This is a genomic window from Streptomyces sp. NPDC001709, assembly GCF_053596375.1.
On the sequence record NZ_JBSFGB010000002.1, the window covers coordinates 379,293 to 404,918 of the forward strand.

The 25,626-nt window shown below is 71.6% G+C and carries 21 protein-coding genes and 1 pseudogene; 13 read left to right on the plus strand and 9 right to left on the minus strand.

Annotated features, from left to right (window positions below; translation table 11 throughout):
* Positions 1 to 2: 2 nt before the first annotated feature.
* On the minus strand, positions 3 to 2,372 hold the full coding sequence (gene treY, locus ACWC0C_RS04565) for a malto-oligosyltrehalose synthase (RefSeq protein WP_450861534.1): 2,370 nt from the start codon (positions 2,370 to 2,372) through the stop codon (positions 3 to 5).
* Positions 2,373 to 2,454: 82 nt separating this feature from the next.
* Positions 2,455 to 4,566 (minus strand): glycogen debranching protein GlgX, encoded by a 2,112-nt coding sequence (glgX, locus tag ACWC0C_RS04570; protein ID WP_450861536.1) that lies wholly within the window; start codon positions 4,564 to 4,566, stop codon positions 2,455 to 2,457.
* A gap of 195 nt (positions 4,567 to 4,761) precedes the next feature.
* Between glgX and ACWC0C_RS04575 the strand changes: the two genes are divergently transcribed.
* The 4 genes from ACWC0C_RS04575 (at position 4,762) to ACWC0C_RS04590 (ending at position 9,122) form a co-directional block, all read left to right on the plus strand.
* Entirely contained in the window at positions 4,762 to 5,553 is a 792-nt protein-coding gene (locus ACWC0C_RS04575; RefSeq protein WP_450861538.1) for a Tat pathway signal sequence domain protein, read from the plus strand.
* 59 nt (positions 5,554 to 5,612) lie between these two features.
* On the plus strand, positions 5,613 to 6,938 hold the full coding sequence (locus ACWC0C_RS04580) for a copper amine oxidase (protein WP_450861540.1): 1,326 nt from the start codon (positions 5,613 to 5,615) through the stop codon (positions 6,936 to 6,938).
* A 117-nt stretch (positions 6,939 to 7,055) separates the two neighbouring features.
* The gene (locus ACWC0C_RS04585; RefSeq protein ID WP_449194712.1) at positions 7,056 to 8,294 is read left to right on the plus strand and encodes an SAV2148 family HEPN domain-containing protein; all 1,239 of its coding nucleotides are present in this window, start codon (positions 7,056 to 7,058) and stop codon (positions 8,292 to 8,294) included.
* Between the two features lie 102 nt (positions 8,295 to 8,396).
* Positions 8,397 to 9,122, plus strand: a complete 726-nt coding sequence (locus ACWC0C_RS04590) for an exonuclease domain-containing protein (RefSeq protein ID WP_450861542.1) — start codon at positions 8,397 to 8,399, stop codon at positions 9,120 to 9,122.
* A 70-nt stretch (positions 9,123 to 9,192) separates the two neighbouring features.
* Here the strand turns inward: ACWC0C_RS04590 and ACWC0C_RS04595 are convergent, their stop codons facing one another.
* Positions 9,193 to 10,056 carry a phosphotransferase enzyme family protein gene (locus tag ACWC0C_RS04595; protein ID WP_450861544.1) on the minus strand — a complete coding sequence of 288 codons (864 nt, stop codon included), beginning with the start codon at positions 10,054 to 10,056 and terminating at the stop codon, positions 9,193 to 9,195.
* A gap of 158 nt (positions 10,057 to 10,214) precedes the next feature.
* On the opposite strand from ACWC0C_RS04595, the gene ACWC0C_RS04600 reads away from it, so the two are divergent.
* The 4 genes and pseudogenes from ACWC0C_RS04600 (at position 10,215) to mgt (ending at position 14,571) form a co-directional block, all read left to right on the plus strand.
* Positions 10,215 to 11,135, plus strand: a complete 921-nt coding sequence (locus ACWC0C_RS04600) for a carbohydrate ABC transporter permease (RefSeq protein ID WP_450861547.1) — start codon at positions 10,215 to 10,217, stop codon at positions 11,133 to 11,135.
* Positions 11,132 to 11,965 (plus strand): carbohydrate ABC transporter permease, encoded by an 834-nt coding sequence (locus ACWC0C_RS04605; protein WP_449194708.1) that lies wholly within the window; start codon positions 11,132 to 11,134, stop codon positions 11,963 to 11,965. Before ACWC0C_RS04600 ends, ACWC0C_RS04605 begins: the two co-directional genes overlap by 4 nt.
* A gap of 11 nt (positions 11,966 to 11,976) precedes the next feature.
* Positions 11,977 to 13,245 carry an ABC transporter substrate-binding protein gene (locus ACWC0C_RS04610; protein ID WP_450861549.1) on the plus strand — a complete coding sequence of 423 codons (1,269 nt, stop codon included), beginning with the start codon at positions 11,977 to 11,979 and terminating at the stop codon, positions 13,243 to 13,245.
* Positions 13,246 to 13,322: 77 nt separating this feature from the next.
* A pseudogene (mgt, locus tag ACWC0C_RS04615) lies at positions 13,323 to 14,571 on the plus strand (macrolide-inactivating glycosyltransferase).
* Between the two features lie 95 nt (positions 14,572 to 14,666).
* Here the strand turns inward: mgt and ACWC0C_RS04620 are convergent.
* A complete protein-coding gene (locus ACWC0C_RS04620) occupies positions 14,667 to 16,919 on the minus strand; it encodes an MMPL family transporter (RefSeq protein WP_450861551.1) in 2,253 nt (750 codons plus the stop codon).
* A 399-nt stretch (positions 16,920 to 17,318) separates the two neighbouring features.
* Between ACWC0C_RS04620 and ACWC0C_RS04625 the strand changes: the two genes are divergently transcribed.
* On the plus strand, positions 17,319 to 17,870 hold the full coding sequence (locus tag ACWC0C_RS04625) for a DUF1697 domain-containing protein (RefSeq protein WP_450861553.1): 552 nt from the start codon (positions 17,319 to 17,321) through the stop codon (positions 17,868 to 17,870).
* Here the strand turns inward: ACWC0C_RS04625 and ACWC0C_RS04630 are convergent.
* Positions 17,836 to 18,705, minus strand: coding sequence for a transglutaminase-like domain-containing protein (locus ACWC0C_RS04630; RefSeq protein WP_450861555.1), 870 nt, complete (start codon positions 18,703 to 18,705; stop codon positions 17,836 to 17,838). The two genes, ACWC0C_RS04625 and ACWC0C_RS04630, sit on opposite strands and share 35 nt — an antisense overlap.
* 194 nt (positions 18,706 to 18,899) lie before the next feature.
* On the opposite strand from ACWC0C_RS04630, the gene ACWC0C_RS04635 reads away from it, so the two are divergent.
* From ACWC0C_RS04635 to ACWC0C_RS04650, 4 genes are all read left to right on the plus strand, one after another.
* Entirely contained in the window at positions 18,900 to 19,871 is a 972-nt protein-coding gene (locus ACWC0C_RS04635; RefSeq protein ID WP_450861557.1) for a sigma-70 family RNA polymerase sigma factor, read from the plus strand.
* Positions 19,872 to 19,926: 55 nt separating this feature from the next.
* A complete protein-coding gene (locus ACWC0C_RS04640) occupies positions 19,927 to 20,586 on the plus strand; it encodes a mycothiol-dependent nitroreductase Rv2466c family protein (protein ID WP_450861558.1) in 660 nt (219 codons plus the stop codon).
* Between the two features lie 252 nt (positions 20,587 to 20,838).
* Positions 20,839 to 21,312: a hypothetical protein gene (locus ACWC0C_RS04645; RefSeq protein WP_450861560.1), complete on the plus strand. Its 474-nt coding sequence runs from the start codon at positions 20,839 to 20,841 to the stop codon at positions 21,310 to 21,312.
* 146 nt (positions 21,313 to 21,458) lie between these two features.
* Positions 21,459 to 21,782, plus strand: a complete 324-nt coding sequence (locus ACWC0C_RS04650; protein WP_450861562.1) for a hypothetical protein — start codon at positions 21,459 to 21,461, stop codon at positions 21,780 to 21,782.
* A gap of 150 nt (positions 21,783 to 21,932) precedes the next feature.
* Here ACWC0C_RS04650 and ACWC0C_RS04655 read toward each other — a convergent pair whose 3' ends face one another.
* The 4 genes from ACWC0C_RS04655 to ACWC0C_RS04670 are packed head-to-tail and all read right to left on the minus strand — an operon-like array spanning position 21,933 to position 25,468.
* Positions 21,933 to 22,670, minus strand: a complete 738-nt coding sequence (locus ACWC0C_RS04655; RefSeq protein ID WP_450861564.1) for a sirohydrochlorin chelatase — start codon at positions 22,668 to 22,670, stop codon at positions 21,933 to 21,935.
* Position 22,671: 1 nt separating this feature from the next.
* Complete coding sequence (locus ACWC0C_RS04660) at positions 22,672 to 23,562, minus strand: ABC transporter permease (protein WP_450861566.1); 891 nt, start codon at positions 23,560 to 23,562, stop codon at positions 22,672 to 22,674.
* The gene (locus ACWC0C_RS04665) at positions 23,549 to 24,352 is read right to left on the minus strand and encodes an ABC transporter ATP-binding protein (protein ID WP_450861568.1); all 804 of its coding nucleotides are present in this window, start codon (positions 24,350 to 24,352) and stop codon (positions 23,549 to 23,551) included. The genes ACWC0C_RS04660 and ACWC0C_RS04665 overlap by 14 nt, the downstream gene beginning before the upstream one ends.
* A 12-nt stretch (positions 24,353 to 24,364) precedes the next feature.
* Complete coding sequence (locus ACWC0C_RS04670; RefSeq protein ID WP_450861569.1) at positions 24,365 to 25,468, minus strand: aliphatic sulfonate ABC transporter substrate-binding protein; 1,104 nt, start codon at positions 25,466 to 25,468, stop codon at positions 24,365 to 24,367.
* Positions 25,469 to 25,626: the final 158 nt, after the last annotated feature.

A 25,626-nucleotide genomic window follows, 5' to 3' on the forward strand; every position in this document is an offset into this window, starting at 1 on the left:
CCTCACTCCTCCGCAACCCGCTCCAGCAACCCCACCGGCATCCGGTCGAAAAGATCCGCCACGCGTGCGTGGCCGGTGAATTCCCGCCCTGGAGTGAGGACATCCACCCAGCGCCCGGGGGGCAGCGCCAGCCGGGTCCCCTGCCAGCCGCCCGCCTCCGTGAGCCGGAGCGACAGCCGGGTCACGGCCGTGACCACCTCACCGGAGCGTGCGAAGGCCACACAGTGCCCGGCCGCCGGGCCGTCGACGGCCAGCGGGTCGTACGACGCGGCGGTGCCGAAGGCGTCGGGACGCCGGGCACGCAGCCGGAGCGCCGCCGCCGTCAGCGCGTCCTTCTCGCCGGGCTCCTCGGGCGGGAACGGCACCGGACGCCGGTTGTCCGGGTCCACCAGCGCCCGGTACTCGCCCTCCGTGCCCTGGTAGACGTCCGGCACCCCCGGCATCGTCAGATGGACCAGCGCAGTGCCGAGCACGTTGACCCGGATGTGCGGCTCCAGCGCCTTGCGGAAGGCGGCCACGCGCTCGCCGGGCGGCCCGCACGGTCCGGCGGCGACGAACGCGGCCACCGCCTCCTCGTACGGCGGCTCCTGCTCCGTCCAGCTGGTGTACATCCCCGCCTCGCGCACATGCTTCAGCAGCGCCTGCCGGACCCGCGCCGCCTCGGCGGGCCCCAGCCCGAACACCGTCTGCCAGGCCGCCCAGGCCAGCTGCCCGTCCGGCGCGCCCTCCTCGGGCAGGGTCACCTCGGCCAGCAACTCCGCCCACCGGTCGGGGCATTCGGTCAGCACGGCCAGTGCGGCGCGGACGTCGGCGCTGCGCTTGGTGTCGTGCGTGGAGACCACCGTGCCGGTGGCCGGCCACTCGCGCTGCACGCGCGCGCAGTACGCGTGGAAGTCCTCCGGGGCCACCCCCGGCCGGCCCGGATCGCCGCCCACCTCGGTCGTCGACAACAGCGGCACATAGCGGTAGAAGGCCGTGTCCTCCACCGACTTGGCGCGCAGCGCCGACGCGGTCTGCGCGAACCGGGCGCGGAACTCCACCCGGTCGGCGTGGTCCGGGGCCGAGGCGTCACCGAGCGGCTCGACCAGCAGCCGGCGCACGATGCCGACGGCCTCCGCCTCCTCGGGCACCACGAAGGCGAGCCGGGCCTCCTCGGCGGCCTCCTCGGTGACGACGGCGGCCGCGTCACCGGAGGCGTACGGCCGGTACACCCGCATCCGCACCAGCAGCTCCTCCACCGCCGTGCGCAGCGTCCAGGGCGCCCGGTCGCGCAGGCCGGGATCCGGCGAGGACGCGCACACCCGGGCGGCCACCCGGGTGAGCCGGTCGGCCTCGGTGGCCAGCTCGTGCGTGAGTACCTTGTAGGCGGCCCGCCGTACCGTCGCCTCCCAGTTGCCGCCCCGGTCCGTCTGCGGGGCCGCGAACGCCCGGTACCGGCCCAGCAGTTCGTACGCCCCCGTCCGGTCCGTGAACAGGCCGTCGACCTGGCGCAGGGCGTCGTAACCGGTGGTGCCCGCAACCGGCCAGGAGTCCGGCAGGCGCTCGCCGTCGGCGAGGATCTTCTCCACCACCGTCCAGCGCCCGCCGGTCGCCTCGTGCAGCCGCGCGAGATAGCCGTCGGGGTCGGCGAGCCCGTCGGGATGGTCGATGCGCAGCCCGTCGATCACGCCCTCCCGGAGCAGCTGGAGGATCTTGGCGTGGGTGGCGTCGAACACCTCCGGATCCTCCACCCGCACCCCGATCAGCTCCGAGATGCTGAAGAACCGCCGGTAGTTCAGCTCGGTGCGGGCCAGCCGCCACCACGCCGGGCGGTACCACTGGGCGTCCAGCAGCTCGGGCAGCGGCAGGTCCCCGGTGCCGGCCCGCAGCGGGAAGGCGTGCTCGTGGTAGCGCAGCACGTCGCCGTCGACCACGAGGTGCTCCAGCTGCGAGCCGACCGGACCGCCGAGGACCGGCAGCAGCACCCGCCCGCCCTGCGCCTCCCAGTCGATGTCGAACCAGCGGGCGTACGGCGAGCCGGGCCCCTCGCGCAGCACCTCCCACAGGGCGTGGTTGTGCCGCGGCGCCATGGCCATGTGGTTCGGCACGATGTCGGCGACCAGGCCCAGACCGTGCTCCCGCGCGGTCCGCGACAGCGACCGCAGGCCCTCCTCGCCGCCCAGTTCCTCGCGCACGCGCGCGGGGTCCACCACGTCGTAGCCGTGCGTGGAGCCGGGCACGGCCTCCAGGACGGGGGACAGGTGCAGATGCGAGACGCCGAGCGACGCCAGGTACGGTACGGCCGCCGCGGCGGTGGCGAACGGGAATGCGGGCTGGAGTTGCAGCCGGTAGGTGGACGTGGGCACCTGCGGTCCGGGTTGCGCGGAAGTCATGGAAACCTACGTACCCAGCCCGCCGCCTTTCGTGTCATCGCTTCCCGCACACACCCACGGCCCGGCCGGGCCCGCCCGCCCCCTACGTCGGCCGCTGCAGCACCGTCAGGCTGCGGTCGGGCAGGGTGAGCCGGTCGCCCGCGTCGACCTTCGTCCCGGACCCCGGCGGCACGCCGTCCGGGTGGCCCGTGTCGACGACCACCTGCCACTGCCGGCCGTGGTTGACCGGCACCAGGAAGTCCAGCGGTTCCGGGGAGGCGTTGAACATCAGCAGGAAGGAGTCGTCGGTGATGCGCTCCCCGCGCACTCCGGGCTCGGAGATCGCGCTGCCGTTGAGGAACACCGTCAGCGCGGACGCCCGCGCCGAGTCCCAGTCCCGCTGGGTCATCTCGGCGCCCTCCGGAGTGAACCAGGAGATGTCGGACAGCGCGTCGTGGGTACCCTCCACCGGACGTCCGTGGAAGAACCGGCGCCGGCGGAACACCGGGTGGTCCCGGCGCAGCCACACCATCGCGCGCGTGAACTCCAGCAGGTCGCCCTCCGTGGCCTCCGGCCAGTGCAGCCACGACAGCTCGCTGTCCTGGCAGTAGGCGTTGTTGTTGCCGCGCTGGGTACGGGCGAACTCGTCGCCGTGGCTGATCATCGGCACGCCCTGGGACAGCATCAGCGTGGCGACGAAGTTCCGCATCTGCCGGGCGCGCAGCGCGAGCACCTGCGGGTCGTCGGTCTCGCCCTCCACCCCGCAGTTCCACGAACGGTTGTGGCTCTCGCCGTCCCGGTTGTCCTCGCCGTTGGCGGCGTTGTGCTTCTCGTTGTACGAGACCAGGTCGTGCAGGGTGAAGCCGTCGTGGCAGGTCACGAAGTTGATCGAGGCCAGCGGCCGGCGGCCGTCGTACTGGTACAGGTCCGACGACCCGGTCAGCCTGGACGCGAATTCCGCCAGCGCCCGCGGCTCGCCCCGCCACAGGTCCCGCACCGTGTCCCGGTACTTGCCGTTCCACTCGGTCCACAGCGGCGGGAAGTTGCCCACCTGGTAGCCGCCCTCGCCCACGTCCCAGGGCTCGGCGATCAGCTTCACCTGGGAGACCACCGGGTCCTGCTGCACCAGGTCGAAGAACGACGACAGCCGGTCCACCTCGTGGAACTGCCGGGCGAGGGTCGCCGCGAGGTCGAAGCGGAAGCCGTCGACGTGCATCTCGGTGACCCAGTACCGCAGCGAGTCCATGATCAGCTGGAGCACGTGCGGGGACCGCATGAGCAGCGAGTTCCCGGTGCCCGTGGTGTCCATGTAGTAGCGGGGGTCGTCGGTGAGGCGGTAGTACTGCCGGTTGTCGATGCCCTTGAAGGACAGCGTCGGGCCCAGGTGGTTGCCCTCGGCGGTGTGGTTGTAGACGACGTCCAGGATGACCTCGATGCCGGCCTCGTGCAGCGCCCGGACCGCCGACTTGAACTCCAGCACCTGCTGGCCGCGGTCGCCCCAGGAGGCGTACGCGTTGTGCGGGGCGAAGAAGCCGATGGTGTTGTAGCCCCAGTAGTTGCTCAGGCCCATGTCGGCCAGCCGGTGGTCGTTCACGAACTGGTGAACGGGCATCAGCTCCAGCGCGGTCACGCCGAGCTTGGTCAGGTGTTCGATGAGTGCCGGATGGGCGAGCGCCGCGTAGGTGCCGCGAAGCTCCTCCGGCAGGCCCGGATGGCGCATGGTCAGGCCCTTGACATGCGCCTCGTAGATCACCGTGTGGTGGTACCCGGTGCGCGGCGGCCGGTCGTCGCCCCAGTCGAAGTACGGGTTGATCACGACGGAGGCCATGGTGTGCGGCGCCGAGTCCAGGTCGTTACGGCTGTCCGGCGCGCCGAAGTGGTAGCCGTACACCTCCTCGCCCCACCGGACCGTGCCGCTGATCGCCTTCGCGTAGGGGTCGAGCAGCAGCTTCGCGGAATTGCAGCGCAGCCCGCGCCCGGGGTCATACGGGCCGTGCACCCGGAACCCGTACCGCTGCCCCGGCATCACGCCCGGCACGTACGCGTGCCGCACGAATGCATCGCTCTCGCGCAGCTCCACCGCCGTCTCCGAGCCGTCGTCGTGCAGCAGACACAGCTCTACTCGGTCCGCGGCCTCCGTGAAGACCGCGAAATTGGTTCCGGCGCCGTCATAGGTGGCGCCGAGCGGATACGCCTCTCCAGGCCAGACCTGCATGGCTACGACTCTCCCAGGTGTGCCGCCGCCCCGGGGCGGCGTTGGCCCCCGAGTCTGCCCGAATTGACGGAACCTCCTGTGACTTGCGTCCCTCTTACCCACCGACCAGCGCACACGGCGTCGCTCTTACCCGCTGTGTGCCGAACCAGTGGGGCAACACGTACTCCCGGACGACCACGGGACCAGGGGGACAATGTGCGTGAGACAGTGCACCGCCATCTGGGCAAGTTAGTGGCAGGAGTGGCCCTCGCGGCGGTGGGGACCGCCGCGATGGTCGCGATCACCCTGCCGGGCACGGCGGGGGCGGACACCTCGGCGGGAGCGAGAGGCGGCGGACCGGGTACGGACGCGGTCCGGCCCGGTGTCGTCGAGCAGGCGCCCGCCGAGGGCCGCAAGGGCAGCGGGCGGGACCCGCTGACCGACGACGAGATCCGGCGGGCCGAGCGGATCGCCCTGAACGGGCAGCCGCTGCACACGGGTGAGAACGTCGACGGCGGCCGCGGGCCGCAGCGCCTGAGCGTCGACCTCGCCGAACCCGAGGCCGGCGAGGCGGACGACCCGGCCGCGCCGCGACGGGCCGACATCACCTTCTACGACTACCGCGACGACACGCTCGTCACCAAGACCGTCGACCTGGACACCGGCAAGGTGGAGCGCACCGGCACCCAGCGGGGCGTCCAGCCGCCGCCGAGCCGGGCCGAGAACGCCGAGGCGGCCCGGCTGCTGATCGCCGCACCGCTCGGCGCGGGCCTGAAGGCGGACTACAAGGACGCCACCGGCAGGCAACTCACCTCCCCGGACCAGCTGCTGCTCAGCGGCGGCATCTACCGGGCCGCTCCGGGCGCCCAGCCCGCCGTCCTCGACCAGTGCGGCGTGCACCGGTGCGTCCGGCTGTTCACCAAGGTCAGGAACGGCCCCTGGATCGACACCAGGTCCCTGGTGATCGACCTGAGCGCACGCAAGGTCGCCGCTCTTCACCGCGGCTGACTCACACGTTTCCTCGAACCCGCATGAACCCGTATCTCCTGCAAGGGAGCCATTTCGTCATGCCCATGTACGGAATCCGGCGCGCCCGCAGAGCAGCGGCCGCCGCCGGACTGACCGTGGCCGTGCTCGCCGCCGGCGCGACGACCACCGCCGGACCGGCCGCCGCCCGCCCGGGAACGGTCACCGCCGCGCCCGCGGCCGACTGCAGCGCCGCCTACCGCATCGAACAGAAGCTCTCCACCGGCACGACCTGGCGCATGTGCTGGCACTACGACAGCAAGGCCGGTCTCGTCCTGGAGAAGATCAGCTACCAGCCCAAGGACGAACCCGAGCCGATCAAGGTCCTGAACAGCGCCAGACTGTCCCAGATCCACGTCCCCTACGACGACGGACAGCACGAGTACAAGGACCTGACGGACGAGGGCTTCGCCCAGTCGCTGATGAACCTCTCGCCCGCCGAGTGCCCCGGCGGCACCATCAGGACCGTCAAGGTCCCCGACGCCGTGGACCCGGAACACCCGAACGTCAAGGGCCTGTGCACGACCACCCGTTCCCGCGGTCACGCCTACCGCATGCACGACGACCTCGGCACGGGCAAGGTCTACCAGGCGCAGGGCAAGGACTTCCTCGTCTACACCGTCAACCAGGTCGGCTGGTACGAGTACATCACCGAGTGGCGCTTCCAGGACGACGGCATGATCGCCATGAACGTCGGCGCGACCGGAAGTCTGTCCTGGGACGACTACGACGCCGGTGACGGCCGCGGCTGGCCCATCGGCAAGGGTGCCAAGGCCTATGCCACCAGCCACAGCCACAACGTCTTCTGGCGGCTGGACTTCGGTCTCGACGGCTCGTCCAAGACGAAGGTCGAGCAGTACGACTCGGCCGTCAGCCCCCGCACCGGCGGGCAGGAGGGCCCCACCACCAGGACCACCCGCACCGAGGTCACCAAGGAACTCGCCGGCGACCTGAAGACCTACCGCTGGTGGCGGGTGGTCAGCGCGACGGGCAAGAACAAGGACGGACACGCACGTTCGTACGAGATCGTCCCCGGACCCACCACCAAGTACCCCGGCCGCGGATTCACCAAGCACGACCTCTACGTCACCGAGTACAACCCGTGCGAACTGTTCGCCAGCAACAACCTGACGTGCGGCGGCGGGCACCCCGCATCCGTCGACACATGGGTCGGCGGACAGACCCTCACCCACCCGGTGATCTGGATGAACGTCGGCTTCCACCACATCGCGCGGGACGAGGACCAGCAGCCCATGCCGGTGCACTGGCAGGGCTTCGCCATCGTGCCGCGGGACGTCACGGCTATGAATCCGCTCACTCCGCGTGACCTGGCATGGCAGAACGGCCATTGGGAGCCGCGTAGTTGAGGAAAACAGTTGAGAAACCGACCTGTCCATCCGGCTGCACCGCCGACCCGTCGCGGAGTACCCTTCCTTGATCGTTGAGACTGGGAAAGGCCCGGGGAAGCGGAAGGCGGTGCGCGGGTGGGCTCGGGAGGCCTGGAGCTGCCCCCTGGTGACGAGGGTCACGAGGGGAACTCCACAGACGTCCCGCCCGGCGCGGTGTCCCTGGCCCGGCCGATGGACGCGGGGTCCATCGGGCCGGAGCTGGACTGGGACGCCGACGCCTGGCGCGAGGTGCGCACCCGCGCCCAGCGGGCCGGCCGGGCCTACATCTGGCTCAACCTCGTCGAACAGCGGCTGCGCGCGGTCGTGGCCGCCGTGCTGCGCCCCATCTACGAACCCGTCCACGCGGACGACTGGGTGGTCGCCGCGGCCGGTCCGGCCGGGCAGGAGTGGGTGCAGCGCGCGGTCGCGGTCCGTGAGGTCAGCCGCCGCAAGGGGTACCTGCTCGACCCGGCCGACGACAATGTGCTCAGCTTCCTCACCCTCCCGCAGCTGCGCGAGCTGATGGTGCAGCACTGGCCGTGCTTCGAGCCGTACTTCGACGAGCGCCGCGACCTCGAACTCGCCCTGGACGAGCTGGAGGTCACCCGCAACGTCGTCTCCCGCAACCGGGCGCTGTCGGAGGCGGTCCTGAGCCAGGCCGAGCGCGCCTCGGCCCGGCTGCTGGAGGTGCTCGGCGCCGGCGGTGACGTGCCCTCCGCGCGCCGGCTGCCCGTGGACGCGGTCGAGGACCTGGTCGGCGACCGGTACGCCGACGTCGTCGCCGTCCATCCGGACCGGGTGCGGCTCATGCGTCAGTTCCCGGCCGAGGACATCTTCGGCGCCGCCCGCCGCCTCGACGCCATCGGCATCGGTCTCAACCTGCTGGTGCAGAACTTCTCCGGGCGCCGTCTGGTCCGGCTCGCCGAGTCCGGCTGCCGGGTACGGCTGCTCTTCATCAACCCCGCCTCCAGCTCGGTCAAGCGCCGCGAGCGCGAACTCGGGATGAAACGGGGCGAACTGAGCCGGTCCGTCGAGATGAACATCCTGCACATGCGCCGGGTCCGCTCCCGGCTGCGCGACCCGGGCGCCTTCGAGATCCAGGTCTACGACGAGACCCCGCGCTTCACCGCCTACCTGGTGGACGGCGACGGCGCCGACGGCATCGCCGTGGTGCAGTCCTATCTGCGCGGGGCGCGCGGGATGGAGTCGCCGGTGCTGGTGCTGCGCAACGGCAGCAAGCTGGTCAGGTCGGACGAGGTGGGCGAAGCCGGGCTGTTCCCGACATACCGCGAGGAATTCGAGCTGGCGTGGGCGGATTCGCGCCCGGTGTCCTGAACTGTTCGTGAGGGCAAGCGGAACGCGATCGTCGGATTGTCAGTGCCGCATGCGATGGTGGAGGCCACTGGGGGAAAGCACCACCAAGAAGGGGGGCCGCACATGGGCTGGCACCGGGAGCTGCTGATCGGCTTCGACCTGGAGACGACCGGGACCGATCCGCGCGAGGCGCGCATCGTCACCGGCGCCGTGATCGAGGTCAGGGCCGGTGAGCCCATGGGCCGCAAGGAGTGGCTGGCCGATCCGGGCGTGGAGATCCCGGCGGACGCGGTGGCGGTGCACGGCATCAGCAACGAGCGGGCGACGACCGAAGGCCACCCGGCCGACCGGGTGGTCGACTCCATCGCCGACGTCCTGGTGGGGTACTGGAAGACGGGCGTCCCGGTCGTCGCCTACAACGCCGCGTTCGACCTCACCCTGCTCTCCGCCGAACTGCGCCGCCACGACCTGCCGTCCCTCGCCGACCGCCTGGGCGGCGCCCCGCCCGCGCCGGTCATCGACCCCTACACCATCGACCGCTGGGTCGACCGCTACCGCCGCGGCAAGCGCAACCTGGAAGCGGTCTGCGCCGAGTACGGCATAACCCTCGACGCGGCCCACACGGCCCCGGCCGACGCCCTCGCCGCAGCGCGCCTCGCCTCCGCGATAGCCGACCGCCACCCGAAAATCGCGTCCCTGAGCCTGGCTGACCTGCACGAACGCCAGATCGAGTGGTATGCGGCGTGGGCGGCGGACTTCCAGGCGTTCCTGCGGCGCAAGGGAGACGCGGACACGGTGGTCGACGGCATGTGGCCCCTACGGGAGCTGACCGAGAACCAGCCCGCGTAGGTTCCATGGGCCGACTTCGCCTGCGGGCCGCTGGGGGCCGATCGCGCAGTTCCCCGCGCCCCTAGGGGGGTCAGAACGGGTACCAACGGACCGTCTCGTCCCCGTCCCGCAACGACCCCACCCGCCGCCGGAACTCGGCCAGCGCCTTCGGGTTGCTCGGCGCGTGCTGTGCAACCCAGGCACAGCTGGCCGTCTCCCGAGCCCCGCGCAGCACACCGCACCCCTCCCACTCCCGCACATCCCACCCGTACGCCTCTGCAAAGGAGTCGTACGCCTCCGCGGACATCCCGTACCGGTCGCGGGAGAGGGCCATGACCACCAGGTCGTGCTCGCGCAGGTCGGCGGAGAAGGTCTCCAGATCGACCAGCACCGGTCCGTCGGGCCCGATGTGGACATTGCGGGGCAGCGCGTCCCCATGGATCGGCCCCGGCGGCAGATGCGGCGTCAGCGCGGCCGCGGCCGCCGCGAACCCGTCCCGGCGCGCCCGGAGATAGGCCGCGTCCGCCGGATCGATCGCGTCACCCGCGAGCCGCAGCCAGCGCTCCACACCGCTCAGCAACGCGCGGGGCGGCAATGCGAAGGGAGGAGAGTCAAGTGCGTGCACCAGCCGCAGCAACCGCGCCAGGTCCCCCGGCTCGGCGGGCCGTACCGGATCCGGCAGCCGGTGCCACACCGTCACCGGGTGCCCGTCCACCAGCCGCGGCTTCGGCTCCGCCGCCCGTACCGCCGGCACGCCCGCCCCGGCCAGCCAGCCGGCGATGTCCAGCTCCCGCTGGGCCCGCTCCAGCAGCTCGGCGTCGCGGCCCACCTTCACCACCAGGTCACCGGCGACGAACACCGCGTTCTCACCGAGGGCGAGGAGAGCTGCGTCCCGGACCGGGCCCGGCAGCACGTCCGCCGCGGCCAGTACGTCCCGTGCCCGTGCCTCGTCCATCGTGCCTCCGTGCCGCGCGGTCTTCCGGTCTTCCGGTCGGATCTCTCCGGCCAGTCTCGCATTCGTACAGGTCGGGCCGTGTGCGCGGGCCCTTGACGAGGTATCGGGCCTTCACGACCATGAACACGTCAATCGGAGCGGGCAAAGGGGCTGAATCCGTGGCATCAGTGGCCGAAATCCGAAGGCAGGACCGCCCGGCCGGCCACCATGCCACCGGGCAGGGCGCCTGGTTCCTCGTCCTGCCCGCCCTGATCCCGATCCTCCTGTTCAGCGTGGGCCCGCTGCTCTACGGCACCCTGCTGGCGTTCACCGACGCCCAGTCGGGCCGCACCCAGGCCACCCGGTGGATCGGCACCCTGAACTTCCGGGACCTGCTGCACGACACGCTGTTCTGGGAGTCGTTCCGGATCGGCCTGGTCTGGGCGGCCGGCGTGACCGTGCCCCAGTTCCTGCTGGCCCTCGGCCTCGCTCTGCTGCTCAAGGAGGACTTACGGCTGCGCCGGCTGGCCCGCGCCCTCGCGATCGTGCCCTGGGCGATGCCCGAGGTCGTCGTCGGCATCATGTGGCGGCTGGTCTACAACCCGGACGCGGGCATCCTCAACGAGACCCTGCGCGCCCTCGGCCTCGGCGGCGGCCGCGACTGGCTGGGCGGACTGGCCACCGCCCTGCCCGCGGTGATCGTCGTCGGCGTCTGGGCCGGCCTGCCGCAGACCACGGTCGCCCTGCTCGCCGGACTGCAGAACGTTCCGCGCGAACTCCACGAGGCCGCCGCGGTCGACGGCGCCGGCGCCTGGCGCCGCTTCCGCGCCGTCACCTGGCCCGCACTCAGACCGGTGGCCCTCGCCATCACCGCGCTCAACCTGATCTGGAACCTCAACTCCTTCGCCCTGGTCTACGTCCTCACCAGCGGCGGCCCCGGCGGAAAGACCCGGCTGCCCTCCCTCTTCGCCTACGAAGAGGCCTTCCGCTACGGCCAGTTCGGCTACGCGGCGGCCATGGGATGCGTGCTCGTCGCCGTCGTCTCGGTCCTGCTCGCGGTGTTCCTGGCCGGCCGGCTGCGCGGAGGTGCGGACGCATGAGGACCCGTCGCGCGGCACGCGCCGGACAGTACGCCGCCCTACTCGGCTATCTGCTCTTCCTGGCCTTCCCGCTCCTGTGGCTGCTCTCCACCGCCCTGAAGTCGCCACGCGAGCTGGGCAGTCTGCACCCGGCATGGATCCCGCGCCGTCCCACCCTGGCCAACGTCCGGCAGGCCTTCCAGGAGCAGCCGCTCGCGCACGCCGCCCTCAACTCCCTGCTGGTGGCGCTCGCGACCGCCGTCGTCGCCGTTCTGCTCGCCACCCCGACGGCCTACGTCATGGCCCGGCGCCGCACCCGCCTGGCCCGGGCCGCCACCGGATGGGTGGTGGTCAGCCAGGCCTTCCCCTTCGTGCTGGTGATCATCCCGCTGTTCCTGGTGCTGAAGAACCTGCGGCTGATCGACTCCCTGGCCGGGCTGGTGGCGGTGTACACCGTGTGGGCGCTGCCGTTCGCGCTGTGGATGCTCGCCGGGCATGTGCGGGCGGTGCCCGCGGAGTTGGAGGAGGCGGCGGCCGTCGACGGCGCCGGGCGAGTGCGCACCCTCGTGTCGGTCACGGCGCCGCTGCTCGCGCCGGGCATCGCGGCGACGGCGCTGTTCGCGTTCGTCACCGCGTGGAACGAGTTCTTCTTCGCACTCGTGCTGCTCAAGAGTCCCGGGAAGCAGACCCTGCCGGTGGTCCTCACCCATTTCATCGGCGCGGAGGGCGTGGCCGACCTCGGCCCGCTGGCCGCGGCCGCGTTCCTCGCCACGCTCCCTTCCCTGGCCGTCTTCGCCCTGGTCCAGCGGCGGATCACGACCGGACTGCTCGCCGGGGCGGTGAAGAGCTGATGAAAGCCCGCATGACCATGGCACTCCTCGCCGTCCTGCTGCTGCTCGCGGGCTGCTCGTCGCCGGGCCACCGCGACGGCGGCCCGATCACCCTGCGCTTCCAGTCCCTCGCCTGGCAGCAGGAATCCGTCGCCGCCAACAAGGCCCTGGTGAAGGAGTGGAACGCGACGCATCCCGACGTCAAGGTCGAGTACATCCAGGGAAGTTGGGACAGTGTCCATGACCAGCTGCTCACCTCCTTCGAGGGCGGCGAGGCCCCGGACGTCATCCACGACGCCTCCGACGACCTGGCCGACTTCGCCTACGGCGGTTACCTCGCCGACCTGACCGACCTGTTGCCGAAGCGCCTCAAGTCCGATATACCGCCGACCAGTTGGGGCACCGCCACCTTCGGGCACGGCATCTACGGCGTGCCGTTCCTCCAGGAACCCCGGGTGCTGATCGCCAACGCCACCTGGCTGCGCGCGGCGAGGGTGCGCATCCCGACGCCCGAACACCCCTGGACCTGGGACGAGTTCCGAGTGGTGACGAAGAAGCTCGGCGGACCCGGCAGGTACGGCGTGGCCTGGCCGTTGAAGGAGCCCGTCTCCGCCACGCTCAACCTCTCCCTGTCGGCGGGCGGCCGGCTGTTCCACCGGGGTAGCGACGGCAAGGTGACCGTGCGCTTCGCCCCCGGCGACGCGGTCGTACCGAGCACGGTCCACGACCAGGTCGCCGTCGACCACAGCGCTCCCGCCGCCACGCTCGGCAGCGGCGGCTCGGACACGCTGCCCGGCTTCTTCGGCGGCCGCTACGCGATGGTCCCGCTGGGCTTCTCCTACCGCCAGCAGATCGTGCAGCAGGCGCCGAAGGGCTTTCGCTGGCAGGTGCTGCCCGCCCCGGCCGGCGCCGCCGGGCTCGCCCAGGGGGTCAGCCCGCAGACCCTGTCCGTCTCCGCCGACTGCCCTCACAAGAAGGAGGCCGCCGCGTTCATCGACTTCCTGCTGCGCCCGGAGAACATGGTGCGCCTCGCGCTGGGCGACTGGATGCTGCCCACCGGCACCCAGGCCCTGAAGGACCCCGCCCTGCACACCGCGAAGTACGGCTGGGCGACCGGCACGGCCCTGGCGGACCGCCTGCGCCCGGCGCCCGCCCAGTCCGTCCGCGGCTACCCCGAGTGGAAGGACAAGGTGGCCACCCCGGCCTTCCAGGAGTACTACAGCGGCGCGATCGGCCTCACCGAGCTGCGCAGACGCCTGGAGCGGGACGGCAACCTGGTCCTGGCGCGCTATCAGCGCTGAGCGGGGCCGCAGGGGTACGCACCGGGTTCGCTCCAGCCCCGGATGCGGCGCCTGAAGCACGCCCGGCGGAAAACACTTTGAACGAGACGTCTCGTCTCGCCTATCCTCGCCGTCATGACTGCTTCCACCGCTCCCGCCCATATCGCCATGTTCTCCATCGCCGCGCACGGCCATGTGAACCCCAGCCTGGAGGTGATCCGAGAACTCGTCGCCCGGGGCCACCGGGTCACCTACGCCATCCCGCCGCAGTTCGCCGAGAAGGTGGCCGTCACCGGGGCCCGGCCCGTGCCGTACAGCTCGACGCTGCCCGGTCCCGACGCCGACCCGGAAGCCTGGGGGACCACGCTGCTGGACAACGTGGAGCCGTTCCTGGCGGACGCGATCCAGGCGCTCCCGCAGCTCGCGGAGGCCTACGCGGATGACGTGCCCGACCTCGTGCTGCACGACATCGCCTCCTATCCGGCCCGCGTCCTCGCCCACCGCTGGGGCGTCCCGGCGGTCTCCCTCTCACCGAACCTGGTCGCCTGGGAGGGCTACGAGAAGGAGGTGCTCGAACCGATGTGGGCCGAGCCGAGGAAGACCCCGCGCGGGCAGGCGTACTACGCCCGGTTCGAGGCCTGGCTGGCCGAGAACGGGATCACCGAGCACCCGGACTCCTTCATCGGCCCGTCGCGCTCCATCGTCCTCATCCCGAAGGCCCTCCAGCCGCACGCCGACCGGGTCGACCAACGCGTGCACACCTTCGTCGGCGCCTGCCAGGGCGACCGCGCCGACCAGGGCGACTGGGGGCGGCCCGGCGGCCCGGAGAAGGTCGTACTGGTGTCCCTGGGCTCGGCCTTCACCAAGCAGCCCGCCTTCTACCGCGAGTGCGTCCGTGCCTTCGGCGACCTGCCCGGCTGGCACCTCGTCCTCCAGATCGGCAGGCATGTGGACCCCGCCGAGCTGGGCGAGGTACCCGGCAACGTCGAAGTGCACAACTGGATACCGCAGCTGGCGGTCCTCCGGCAGGCCGATCTGTTCGTCACGCACGCGGGCGCCGGCGGCAGCCAGGAGGGGCTCGCCACCGCGACCCCGATGATCGCCGTTCCCCAGGCCGTCGACCAGTTCGGCAACGCCGACGTGCTCCAGGCCCTCGGCGTCGCCCGCCGGCTGGACACCGAGGAGGCCACCGCCGAGCGCCTCCGCGAGGCCGCGCTCGCCCTGGTGGACGACCCCGAGGTGGCCCGTCGCCTGAAGGACGTCCAGGCGGAGATGGCGAAGGAGGGCGGCGCGCGTCGGGCGGCGGACCTCATCGAGGCGGAACTGCCGTCGAGGAGCGCCCCGTAAGGGGCGCGGGGAACCGCGCGAACAGCCCCCACACCCCCGCACCCGCGCACGGTCTCCACCGCCCCGCCGGGTGGGCGCCCGTCCGGACCCCGGAATCAGACCGGCAACCGTTCCCCCTCCTCCCGCACCGGCCGGGAGGAGGCCGCCTCCGGCGCCTCGTCATGCGTGAGGTCGGGCAAGCGGTGCAGCCACTTCGGCAGGTACCAGTTGCGCTCGCCGAGCAGCGCCATCACGGCCGGCAGCAGCACACCGCGGATGATCGTCGCGTCGATGAGGACCGCCGCGGCCAGGCCCACACCCATCTGCTTCATGGACTGCATCGACAGCGTGCCGAAGATCGCGAACACGGCGACCATGATGACCGCGGCGCTGGTGACGACGCCGGCCGTGGTGACCACGCCGTGCCGGATCGCGTCCTTCGTCGTCCGGCCGTTCATGCGGGCCTCACGGATCCGGGACACCACGAACACGTGGTAGTCCATCGACAGCCCGAACAGGATCACGAAGAGGAACAGCGGCAGCCAGGTCACGATCGCGCCGACCCCCTCCGCGCCGACCAGCGACGCACCCCAGCCGTGCTGGAACACGGCGACGAGGATGCCGTACGCGGCGCCCACCGACAGCAGGTTGAGCACGATCGACGTGATCGCGACGGTCAGCGAGCGGAACGACAGCAGCATCAGCAGGAAGGCGAAGACGACCACGAACGCGAAGACCGGGACGACGGAGCCGAGCAACTGGTCGTTGAAGTCGTGGTTGCCGGCCACCTGCCCGGTGATCGCCGCCTGGACGCCGTCCACCTTGCCGAGGGTCGCGGGCCGGACCTCGTCGCGCAGCTTGTCCAGGCTCTTGACCGCCTGGTCCATGTCGGAGCCGCCGACCAGCGGCACGGAGACCAGGGCGACGTTCTGCGCGTCGTGCAGCCGGATGTCGACCGGGCCGCGCGAGGCGCCCGAGGAGATCGCCCGCTGCTTGAAGTCGGCCAGTGCCTGCCGTACTTCGGGGGCGTTGATGTCCTTGGCCTTGACGACGACCTGGGCCGGCTCGCTGCCGCCCGGGAAGGCGTCGTTGATCCGGTTGTACGTCTGCACGATCGGCAGCGACTTGCCGAACTCCTGGTCCAGGGTGAGCTGCTGGGTCTTCATGCCGAGCGCGGGCGCCGTGACCGCCAGCAGCGCGCCGGCCGCCACGACGACGGAGATCAGCGGCCGCGCCAGCACCACCCGCAGCACGGCCGTCCAGAACCGGCTGCCCTCGTCCGCGGCCCGCTTCCCACGCCTGCGGCTCAGGAACGGGATCCGCCCCTTCTCGACGCGCTCACCGAGCAGCGACAGCAGCGCCGGGAGCACCGTCACCGAGCCGACCATGGCGACCGCGACCACCATCAGCGAGGCCAGACCCATCGCCTCGAACTCGGCGAGCCCGGTGAAGAGCATGCCCGCCATCGCCACGCACACCGTGACCCCGGAGACGATGATCGCCCGGCCACTGGTGGCGGCGGCGATCCTGAGGGCGGTGCCCGCGTCCCGTCCGGCCTGCCGCTCCTCGCGCTCACGGCGCAGATAGAACAGGCAGTAGTCGACGCCGACGGCCATACCGACCAGCAGCATCACGGAGTTGGCGGTGTCGCTCATCGGCTGCAGATGGCTGACGATGCCCATCAGACCCATCGTCGCCATGATCGCGGTGATCGCGAGGGCCACCGGCAGCAGCGCCGCCACCAGCGCCCCGAAGGCGATCAGCAGGATGCCGAGTGCCACCGGCACCGCCGAGTACTCGGCCTGCTTGAAGTCGTCCCCGAAGGCGTCCTTGTACTGCTTCTGCATGCTGGCGCCGCCGATCTCCTCGATCCGCAGGCCGCCATGCGCCTTCTGCACCCTGGCGACGGCGTTCAGCACCGGCTCGATCCGCTCGACGGCCGTCTTGGCGTCGCCGCGCATGTCGAACTGCACCAGCGCGCTGCGGCCGTCGCGGGAGATGGTGTGCGTGTCGTACGGCGAGGTCACGGACGTGACCTTGCCGGTGCCCTGCACGGCCTTCACCACGTCGGCGACGGCGGCCCGGAACTCGGTCCCGGTCGCCGTCACACCGGCGTTCCTGGACTGGATCAGGACGGTCTCGCCGGCCGGTTGCTTGATCCCCGCGTCGTCGATGATCTGCGCGGCGGTGTGTGTCTCGCCCTTGAGCTGGTTGCCCTCGTCCACGTCGACCCGGCCCGCCGCCGAGCCGAGCCCCATCGCCAGCACGACGAACAGCACCCATATGCCGACGGCCGCCCAGCGGTGCCGGGCGCTCCAGCCGCCGGCGCGGGCGGCCAGCCCCCGCACCCGAACGTCCCTGTTCCCCATCCCGGGTCTTCCCCCTCGTGTCCGGTGCCGGCCCCCTGCCGCCACCTCTGCGTTTGCTCCGCATCGACCGTATGAGCCGGATAAACGCGTCTCGTCGTACTGCCCGGCGAACTCGGCGGCCCGCCCGTCACCACTGGGGAGGACAACGGCCCCTTACATCTATCCGCCCGTCTCGGGGATGCTTCTCGGGGTCCTCGCCGCAGGTGAGGACATGGGTTGTCCGTTCTGCCACCGGCGCGGCGGTTTGTGATTACAAAGCTTTGTTGAACAAGTCACAGGTGCGTGTAGAGGTTGATCCGGTGCCCGCCCATCGGCGAGAGTTTCGCGCAGTCCCGCCTGCGCGGGCCCGGCCGTCGTGCCCACCCCCACGGGGCACGACGGCCGTTCTAGGCTTGCCGGATGACGACCTATGCGGCGCTGTTGCGCGGAATCAACGTCGGCGGCAGCAAGAAGTTGCCCATGGCCGACCTCCGCACGCTGCTGACCGGCCTCGGCCACACCGGCGTACGGACGTATCTGCAGAGCGGCCAGGCCGTCTTCACCGCCGGCCATGGTGACGAGGAGTCGCTGGCGGCGGAGTTGAGCCGGGCGATCGTGGAGCGCTTCGGCTTCCCGGTCGACGTACTCGTGCGCGACCACGCCTATCTGAAGGCGGTCGTCGAGGCCTGCCCGTTCCCGGCCGCCGACCTGGAAGCCAAGCAGCTGCACGTCACGTACTTCTCCGCGCCCGTCACCCCGGACCGCTTCGCGGGCATCGACCAGGCCGCCCATCTCCCCGAGGAGTTCCGGCTCGGCGACCGCTGCCTGTATCTGTACGCCCCCGAGGGCCTCGGCCGCTCCAAGCTCGCCGAGGTGCTGTCCCGCCGCCCCCTGACCAAGGGTCTGATCGCCACGAGCCGGAACTGGAACACGGTGGTCAAACTGGTCGAGCTGACGGTTCCGGGAGCGTGACGGACCGCCGCCCGAGGAAGGTCGTGTGCGCGATGACCTCACGGGGTACGGCGAGCCTCGGGTCCGTGTGCAGACGGCGCTGCCCCTCGGCGGTGCCGGCGGCGGCCACCGTGTCCAGCAGCGCGAGGTCGTCCGGGGTGAGGGGGTGCTGCGCATCCCAGCGCCCCCAGCAGTCCCAGGGGAGCGTCTCGGTGCCGGACACACAGGCCAGGTCGAGCACGACGCTATGGGCCACCATCCGCAGTCCCCGCAGCTCCGGTACGCCCCAGACGCCGAAGGTGTCCGGATCCGCCTCCCCGGCCCGACAGGCCCGCCACGCCTGCCCGGCGACGATGAACTGGTCCCGGGGCACGTCCAGGGTGTCGAACGGCACGCCGTAGCGTCCGTCGTGGACCTGCGGGTCGGCCAACCGCCAGGCGTCATCGGGAAGTTGGTACTCGGTCACCCAGTGGTCGTCGTGGAAGCCCGCGACGAAGTAGGCGGCGTAGCCACCCCGGATGCGGGCCGGGGTGCCGGTGGCCCGCAGCAGCGAGCACAGCAGCAGCGCGCAGTCCCGGCAGGTGCCCACGAACCTCTCCTGGTACGGTCGTTCCTCGGTGAGCGGCCGATCGGCGCGCTCGCGCAGGACGCGCAGGATCTCCGTGACGTACCGGGACTCGGCGTCGTGGTGCAGCCGTTCCTCGGGGATGGCGTACCCGAAGCGCTCGCCTTCCAGCCGGTGCAGGATCAGCCCGCGCACCAGCCCGGTGAGCCGGCGCGGATCGCGGGGCAGGGCGGCGACGTCCAGGTCGCCCGGGTCGCTGTACGGGGTCTGTCGCAGATAGAAGTCGTCCATGCCCCGCACGCTTCGCCTTGCCCCAGGGGCAAGGTCAAGCACCCCCGGATCAGCCGTGCTCGACGCGGCCGACTGCTCCGGCGACTCGCCATCCGGTTGATCTTCCGGCCCGATTGGCGTTTCGTGGGCCCCGGCAGCGTGCACGAGCCGCGCGTGCCAGTGCGCGCGGGAAGAGCGGCAAGGGACGGGGAACGGTGGGGGACTTCACGGAGGACGCCGAGCGGCGGCTCGCTGCGCGGTTCGAGGCGGACCGGGCGCATCTCACGGCCGTGGCCCACCGGCTGCTCGGCTCGGCCGCCGAAGCCGACGACGCCCTGCAGGAGGCCTGGCTGCGGGCCCGGGAGGCCGACCTCGGCGCGGTACGGAACCCGACCGGCTGGCTGACCACCGTGGTGACCCGGGTCTGCCTCAACATGCTGCGCTCCCGCCGCAACCGGCGCGAGGAGTTCCTCGACGCCCACGACCACACCCAGGACCCCGTCCGTGACCGCCCCCGCGGCACGCCGTTGCCCTCACCCGAGGCCGGTGACCCCGCCCGGGAGGCGCTGCTGGCCGACGAGGTCGGGGTCGCGCTGCTGGTCGTCCTCGACACCCTGGGCCCGGCCGAGCGGGTCGCCTTCGTGCTGCACGACATGTTCGCGGTGCCCTTCGAGGAGATCGCCCCGCTGATCGAGAAGACCCCGGCCGCCACCCGGCAGCTGGCCAGCCGGGCCCGCCGCCGCGTCCAGGGCCGGCCGCCCGCGCCCGGCGCCGACGCCGTACGCCGGCGCCGCGCCGTCGAGGCGTTCCTGGCCGCCACCCGGGGCGGCGACTTCACGGCGCTGGTCGCCCTGCTCGACCCGGACGTGGTGCTGCACGCCGACGCGCTGGTCGTACCCACGCCCGAACCGATCACGGTACGGGGCGCCGAGCCCGTCGCCCAGGGTGCGATGGCGGCCATGGCCCGCGCCCGGTTCACCGGACTCGCCCTGCTGGACGGCCAGTTCGGCCTGGTCATGGCGCCACAGGGGCGGCCGCGCCTGGTCCTCGTCTTCGCCTTCGGCACGGACGCCCGGATCACCCGCATCGACGTCGTGGCGGAACCGGAACGCCTGCGTGGGACGGAGATCGCGGTCGTGGACCGGGGGCAGGCGGGGCCCGGAGGTCCCACAGAATTGGACCAATGAATCGGCGGCGAATTGGGCCGGGATATCGAACCAGTGGCCGACTAGCCTCGCCGTCATGACGCACCGCGACACCGACGCCACCCGCGACACCGAGCCCGCCGCCCAGCCCGCCCCGACCCGGGTCGACTTCTTCTTCGACCCGGCCTGCCCCTTCGCCTGGATCACCTCCCGCTGGATGCTGGAGGTCGAGCGCTTGCGCCCGCTCGACCTCCGGTTCCGGGCGATGAGCCTGTACCTGCACAACGTGGGCAACGAACTCCCCGACTGGTACCGGGACTTGGTGGACCGCTCGATCGGCCCGGTGCGCGTCGCCGTGGCCGCCGCCGAACGGCACGGCGAGAAGGTCTTGCGCGACCTGTACACCGCGTTCGGCACCCGGATCCACGAACGCGGGATCAAGGACTTCGACCAGGTGGTCACGGAGTCGCTGGCCGAACTCGGACTGCCCGCCGAGCTGTCGGCCGCCGCCCACGACCCGTCGTACAACGACGCGGTGCGCCGCAGCCACGAGGCCGGCGCCGAGCCGGAGTCGGGCGGCTATGTGGGCACGCCGACCATCCACGTCGACGGCACGGTGTGGTTCGGACCCGTGCTGCGCGCGATTCCGCGTGGCGCGGAGGCGGCCGAACTCTTCGACAGCTTCCGGGTACTGGCCCGCCACCCCGACCTCTTCGAACTCAAGCGCACCCGCACCGGCGCCCTCCGTTTCGACTGACCGGGAGGACCGGGCAGCAGCGTGGCCGATAAACGCCCCTAGCGCATGCCAAGTTCTCCGATCGTGTGACGCGCGGGCCGTGAGCGGCGCAGAACGAAATGCCGCCGCGGTCCGACGTCGCAGGGGAGCGCCGGACCCGGCGGCGGCCCCTTACCACGCGCCCGCCCCCCAAGGGATCCGCTCGGCGAACCTCGCGACAAACTCACCCGGCCGTCCCTAGGGTGAAGCGCGCAGACGGCCTGAGGGGGACGGATGAGCGTGACGGGCACACCATTACGGGTGCTGCCGCATTACTGCGGAGACAGAGCGGCCGGGCGGCGCCCCAGCGCCTCGGTGCACCCCGGGCACGGAACCGCCCGGCGCGGCGGCCGGGCGCTCACCGCAGACCGGCCGAAGGCCTCCGTGCCGGGTCTGGGCCCCGACATCGTGGTCCCGGCCCGGCACACGCGCGTGGACCGCCACCGCGCGGCCCCCGACCACCGGCTCTTCCGACTCGAAGCGGCCGTACCCCTCTCGTTCCCCCGCGCCCTCCGGGGCCTGGTCAACGGACAGCGTTCACCCGGATGGGTGGCGATTTTCGGCCCACTCGGCGCCCTCGCGGCCGGCCCCGGACGCACCCCCGAACCGTCCCACGTCGACAAGGCAGCCTGCGCCGGGCCGTTCGTCGTCGGCGGCGCCCAGAGCACACAGGCTGTCCCGCCGACCCACCCGTCTCGACATCGGTAACGTCGGCGGTCCCGGCAACTTCGGCAGTCAGGGCCTGGTCGCCATGGACGGGCCGGGGCCCCGGGATCCGGGCCGCCGCCCGCGCCGCAGCCGCAGCCAACCCCCCACCCGCGCAGGCTCCTTCGGACCACTAGCCAGGACAGGACATGAGCACCTACAACTTCGGAAACGTCAACGGCCCCGTCGGCTACGGCGATTACGGCCGCATCGACACCAGGTTCGGCACACCGGACCTCGAGACCCTCATGGCCCTCGCCGAGCGGCTCACCGAGGCGCTGCGGACCGAGTACCCGGGGCTCGCCGGGCAGGGGGAGTCCATCGAGGCCGAGTTGGCGCTGTCGGCCGAGGACGGCCTGCCGCCCAACCGGGGCCGGATCCGCACCGCGCTGGAGAACGTCGCCATCGCGGCGGGGGCCGGCACCGCCAGCCTCACCTTCACTCGGCATCTCCTGCACGGGCTCGGCCTGTGACCGGCCGGTCCGGGACGCCGGGCGGACCCCGGCCCGCCGGTGCGGGCCGCAGCGGTTAGGCCCTGTCGTCTGGATCATCCCGGCGTCGCGGGGTCGGGTCGGTTGGAAGGCGCCGTGACCTACAGCCCGGCCTGATCCAAACGACAGGGCCTAGGCGCCCAGGGCCGTCAGGGCCGGCCGGCGCGCCGTGTCGTAGCGTTCCAGCAGCAGCCGCGCCACCTCGGGCGCCGCACCCAGCACGTCCGCCAGTACGTCCGCCCCGGCCGCGCCCCGCGCGATACGGTCCGGCAGGAAGCCGGGGGCCAGGACGTACGGCGCGACGGCGACCCGCTCGCAGCCGAGGGCGCGTAGCTCGGCCACTGCGTCCTCGGTGCGGGGCAGAGATGCGGAGGCGAACGCAGGCCGCACGGCGCACCAACCGGTGTGCCACCACTCCCGCGCGATATCGGCGATCACTGCGATCGCCTCCGGGTCTGAGGACCCCGCCGAGGCCAGCACGACCCCGGTCGAGGACTTGTCGGCGGGGCTCAGCCCCGCCTCGTACAGCCGCCGTTCCAGCGCGGACAGCAGCAGCGGGGACGGGCCGAGCACATCCGCCTGCCGGATCCGCAGCCGCGCCGGCGCCTCCCGCAGCACGGCGGGAATGTCGGCCTTGGCGTGGAAGGCGCGGGTCAGCAGCAGCGGCAGGGCGACGACGTCCCCTACGCCCTCCGCCGCGAGCGACTCCAACACCCCGTGCACGGACGGGACGTTGAAGTCCAGGAAACCGGTCTCCACACGCAGCCCCGGCCGCAGCGACCGTACCCGCTCCACGAGGGCGTGCACGGTCGCCGCGTGCCGCGGATCGCGGCTGCCGTGGGCGATGACGAGCAGGACCGGGGCGCGCATGTCAGCTCTTCACCAGCAGACCGCGGCTGCGCAGCACCCACCGCTCCAGCGGGCTGAAGATCAGCAGGTCGATGGCGATACCGACGAACAGGATCAGGAAGATCGCCTCGAACACCATCGACATGGAGCTGGCGTTGCGGCCGTTCTCCAGCAGCGCGCCCAGACCGATGCCCAGGTCGGGGGAGGAGGCGATGATCTCCGCGGCCATCAGCGAACGCCAGGAGAACGCCCAGCCCTGCTTGAGCCCGGCCAGATAGCCCGGCAGCGCGGCCGGCAGCACGATGTGCCAGGCGCCCCGCAGCCCGGTCGCGCCCATCGTGCGGCCCGCCCGCAGGAACAGCGGCGGCACCTGGTCGATGCCCGACACCAGGCCGTTGGCGATGGACGGCACCGCACCGAGCAGGATCACCGCGTACATCATCGAGTTGTTCAGGCCCAGCCAGATCACCGCGGGCGGCACCCAGGCCACCGACGGCAGCGACTGCAGCCCGGACAGCACCGGACCGATGGCCGCGCGCACGAACTTCACCCGGGCCACCAGCAGCCCCAGCGGGGTGCCGATGGCCAGCGCGAACAGGAAGCCCAGCAGACCGCGCGAGACGGAGGTCCAGATGTAGCCGAGCAGCGTGCCCCGCAGCCAGGCCGTCTTGAACTCGCCGGCGACATCGGCGGGCGAGGGCAGCTTCGCCGGATTGTCGACGATCTTGAAGGAGATCAGTGCCTGCCACACCAGCACCACCACCACGGCGGCGATCAGTGGCGGCAGGATCTTGTTGGTGAAGGTCTGCCGGAACGGGGTCCGGGAGGTGACGGCGGTCTCCAGGGCGTCCAGGCCCGCCTCGACGCTCGCGGCCTCGCCCAGGACGGTCTTCGCCGTGTCAGTGCTGGCCATGGCGGCGGATCTCCCCACGCAGTACTTCGGTGATCTCGAGGGACAGTTCGGCGACCGGCGCGTCCTCGATGCGCCGCGGCTGCGGGATGTCCACCTGCCACTCGCGCGCCACCCGGCCCGGCCGGGACGACAGCAGCACCACCCGCTGCGCGAGCCGTACCGCCTCGCGCACGTTGTGCGTGACGAACAGCACCGACAGTCCCGTCTCTTCCCAGATCCGGGTCAGCTCGTCGTGCAGCAGGTCACGGGTGATGGCGTCCAGCGCGGCGAACGGCTCGTCCATCAGCAGCAGCTGGCTGTCCTGGGCGAGCGCGCGGGCCATGGCCACGCGCTGGCGCATACCGCCGGACAGCTCGTGCACCCGCTTGCCGTACGCGCCCTGCAGCCGTACGAGGTCGAGCAGCCGCTCGGCCCGCTCCCGCCGCTCGTTCTTCGCGACGCCCCGGAGTTTCAGGGCGAGTTCGATGTTCTTGCCCGCGGTCAGCCACGGGAACAGGGCGTGCTCCTGGAACATCAGAGCCGGCCGCCCGTTGGTCGTGATGCTGCCGGTGGAGGGCTTGTCCAGCCCCGCCACCAGATTCAGCAGGGTCGACTTGCCGCAGCCCGAGGCTCCCAGGAGGGTGACGAACTCGCCCGGCGCGACATCGAGGCTGATGTCGTCCAGGACGAGCTGCTGCCCACCGGGGTGCGCGAAGGACTTCGAGACGTGCTCGATGCGCGCCGCGTGCTCTGTGGCCGCGGCGGCCCTGGCGAAGGTCGTGGCCATGGTCGTCACCTCCTGGGAACTCATCGGCTTTCGGGCTTACTTGACGCCGAGACCGGCGTCGCTGACGGCAGGCTTGCCCTCGGCCTTGAGGACCTTGTTCAGCAGGGTGAGGTCATAGATGCCGTCCAGCTTCGGGCTGTCCAGCAGACCGGCCTTGACCGCGTGCTGCGCCTCGGTGTTCAGGGTGGAGGCCAGCGGGTCGTCGGTGAACTGGATCGACTTCCACGCCGGGTCCAGGACGTTCGCCGGCAGCGCCTTGCCGGAGTCCGCCGCCAGCTGCTTGTTCGCCGCGTCCTTCGCCGCGTCCGGGTTGGCGTTGATCCACTTGTTGGCCTCGACCGAGGCCTTCAGCACCGCCTCGACCGCCTTCGGGTGCTGCTTCAGGAAGTCCTGCCGCACGATGATGTTCGTGATCACGAACTTCTTGTCCGGCCACAGCGACGCCTCGTCCAGCAGCACCTTGCCGCCCTTGGCCACCAGCTTCGACGCGGTCGGCTCCGGCACCCAGGCGCCGTCGATGGAGCCGGACGCGTACGCGTCCGGGGTGACCTTGTTGTCGGTGCGGACGACCGACACATCGCCCTTGCCGCTCTGCGCGTCGACCTTCCAGCCCTGCTCGGCGACCCAGTTGAGGAACGCCACGTCCTGCGTGTTGCCCAGCTGAGGGGTGGCGATCTTCTTGCCCTTGACGTCCTGCAGGGACTTGATCTTCTTCGGGTTCACGACCAGCTTCACGCCGCCGGACGCCGAACCGCCGATGATGCGCAGGTTCTTGCCGGCCGACTTGGTGTAGCCGTTGATCGAGGGGGAGGGGCCGATCCAGCCGATGTCGATCGAGCCCGAGTTGAGGGCCTCGATCTCGGACGGTCCGGCGTTGAAGATCTGGTACGCGGCCCGGGTGGCGCCCAGCTCCTTCTGGAAGAAGCCCTTCTGGTTGCCGACCAGCGCGGTGGCGTGGGTGAGGTTGCCGAAGTAGCCGATCTTCACGGAGTCGAGTCCGTCGATCTTCTTGGCCCCGGCGGCGACCTTGGCGGTGTTGTCGTCCTTGGCCTCGGAGCCGTAACTGCAGGCGGCGAGGGCGAGAAGGGGGAGCGCGGCTATCACCGCGAGGCTGCGGCGGAAGGCGGTTGTTGCAGGCACGGGAGGTGTTCCTCTCGGAGGCCCGGCGGTCACGGTCTCTCAGGTCGTGGCCGGGAGTTCGGCAAAGGGTCTTCGTCGCTTCCGGGACGTCGGGTGGGGGGTGAGGGCGCGCAAGCGGTGCGCGTACGTCAGCGCACACATCGCGCGACCCCGCCCTG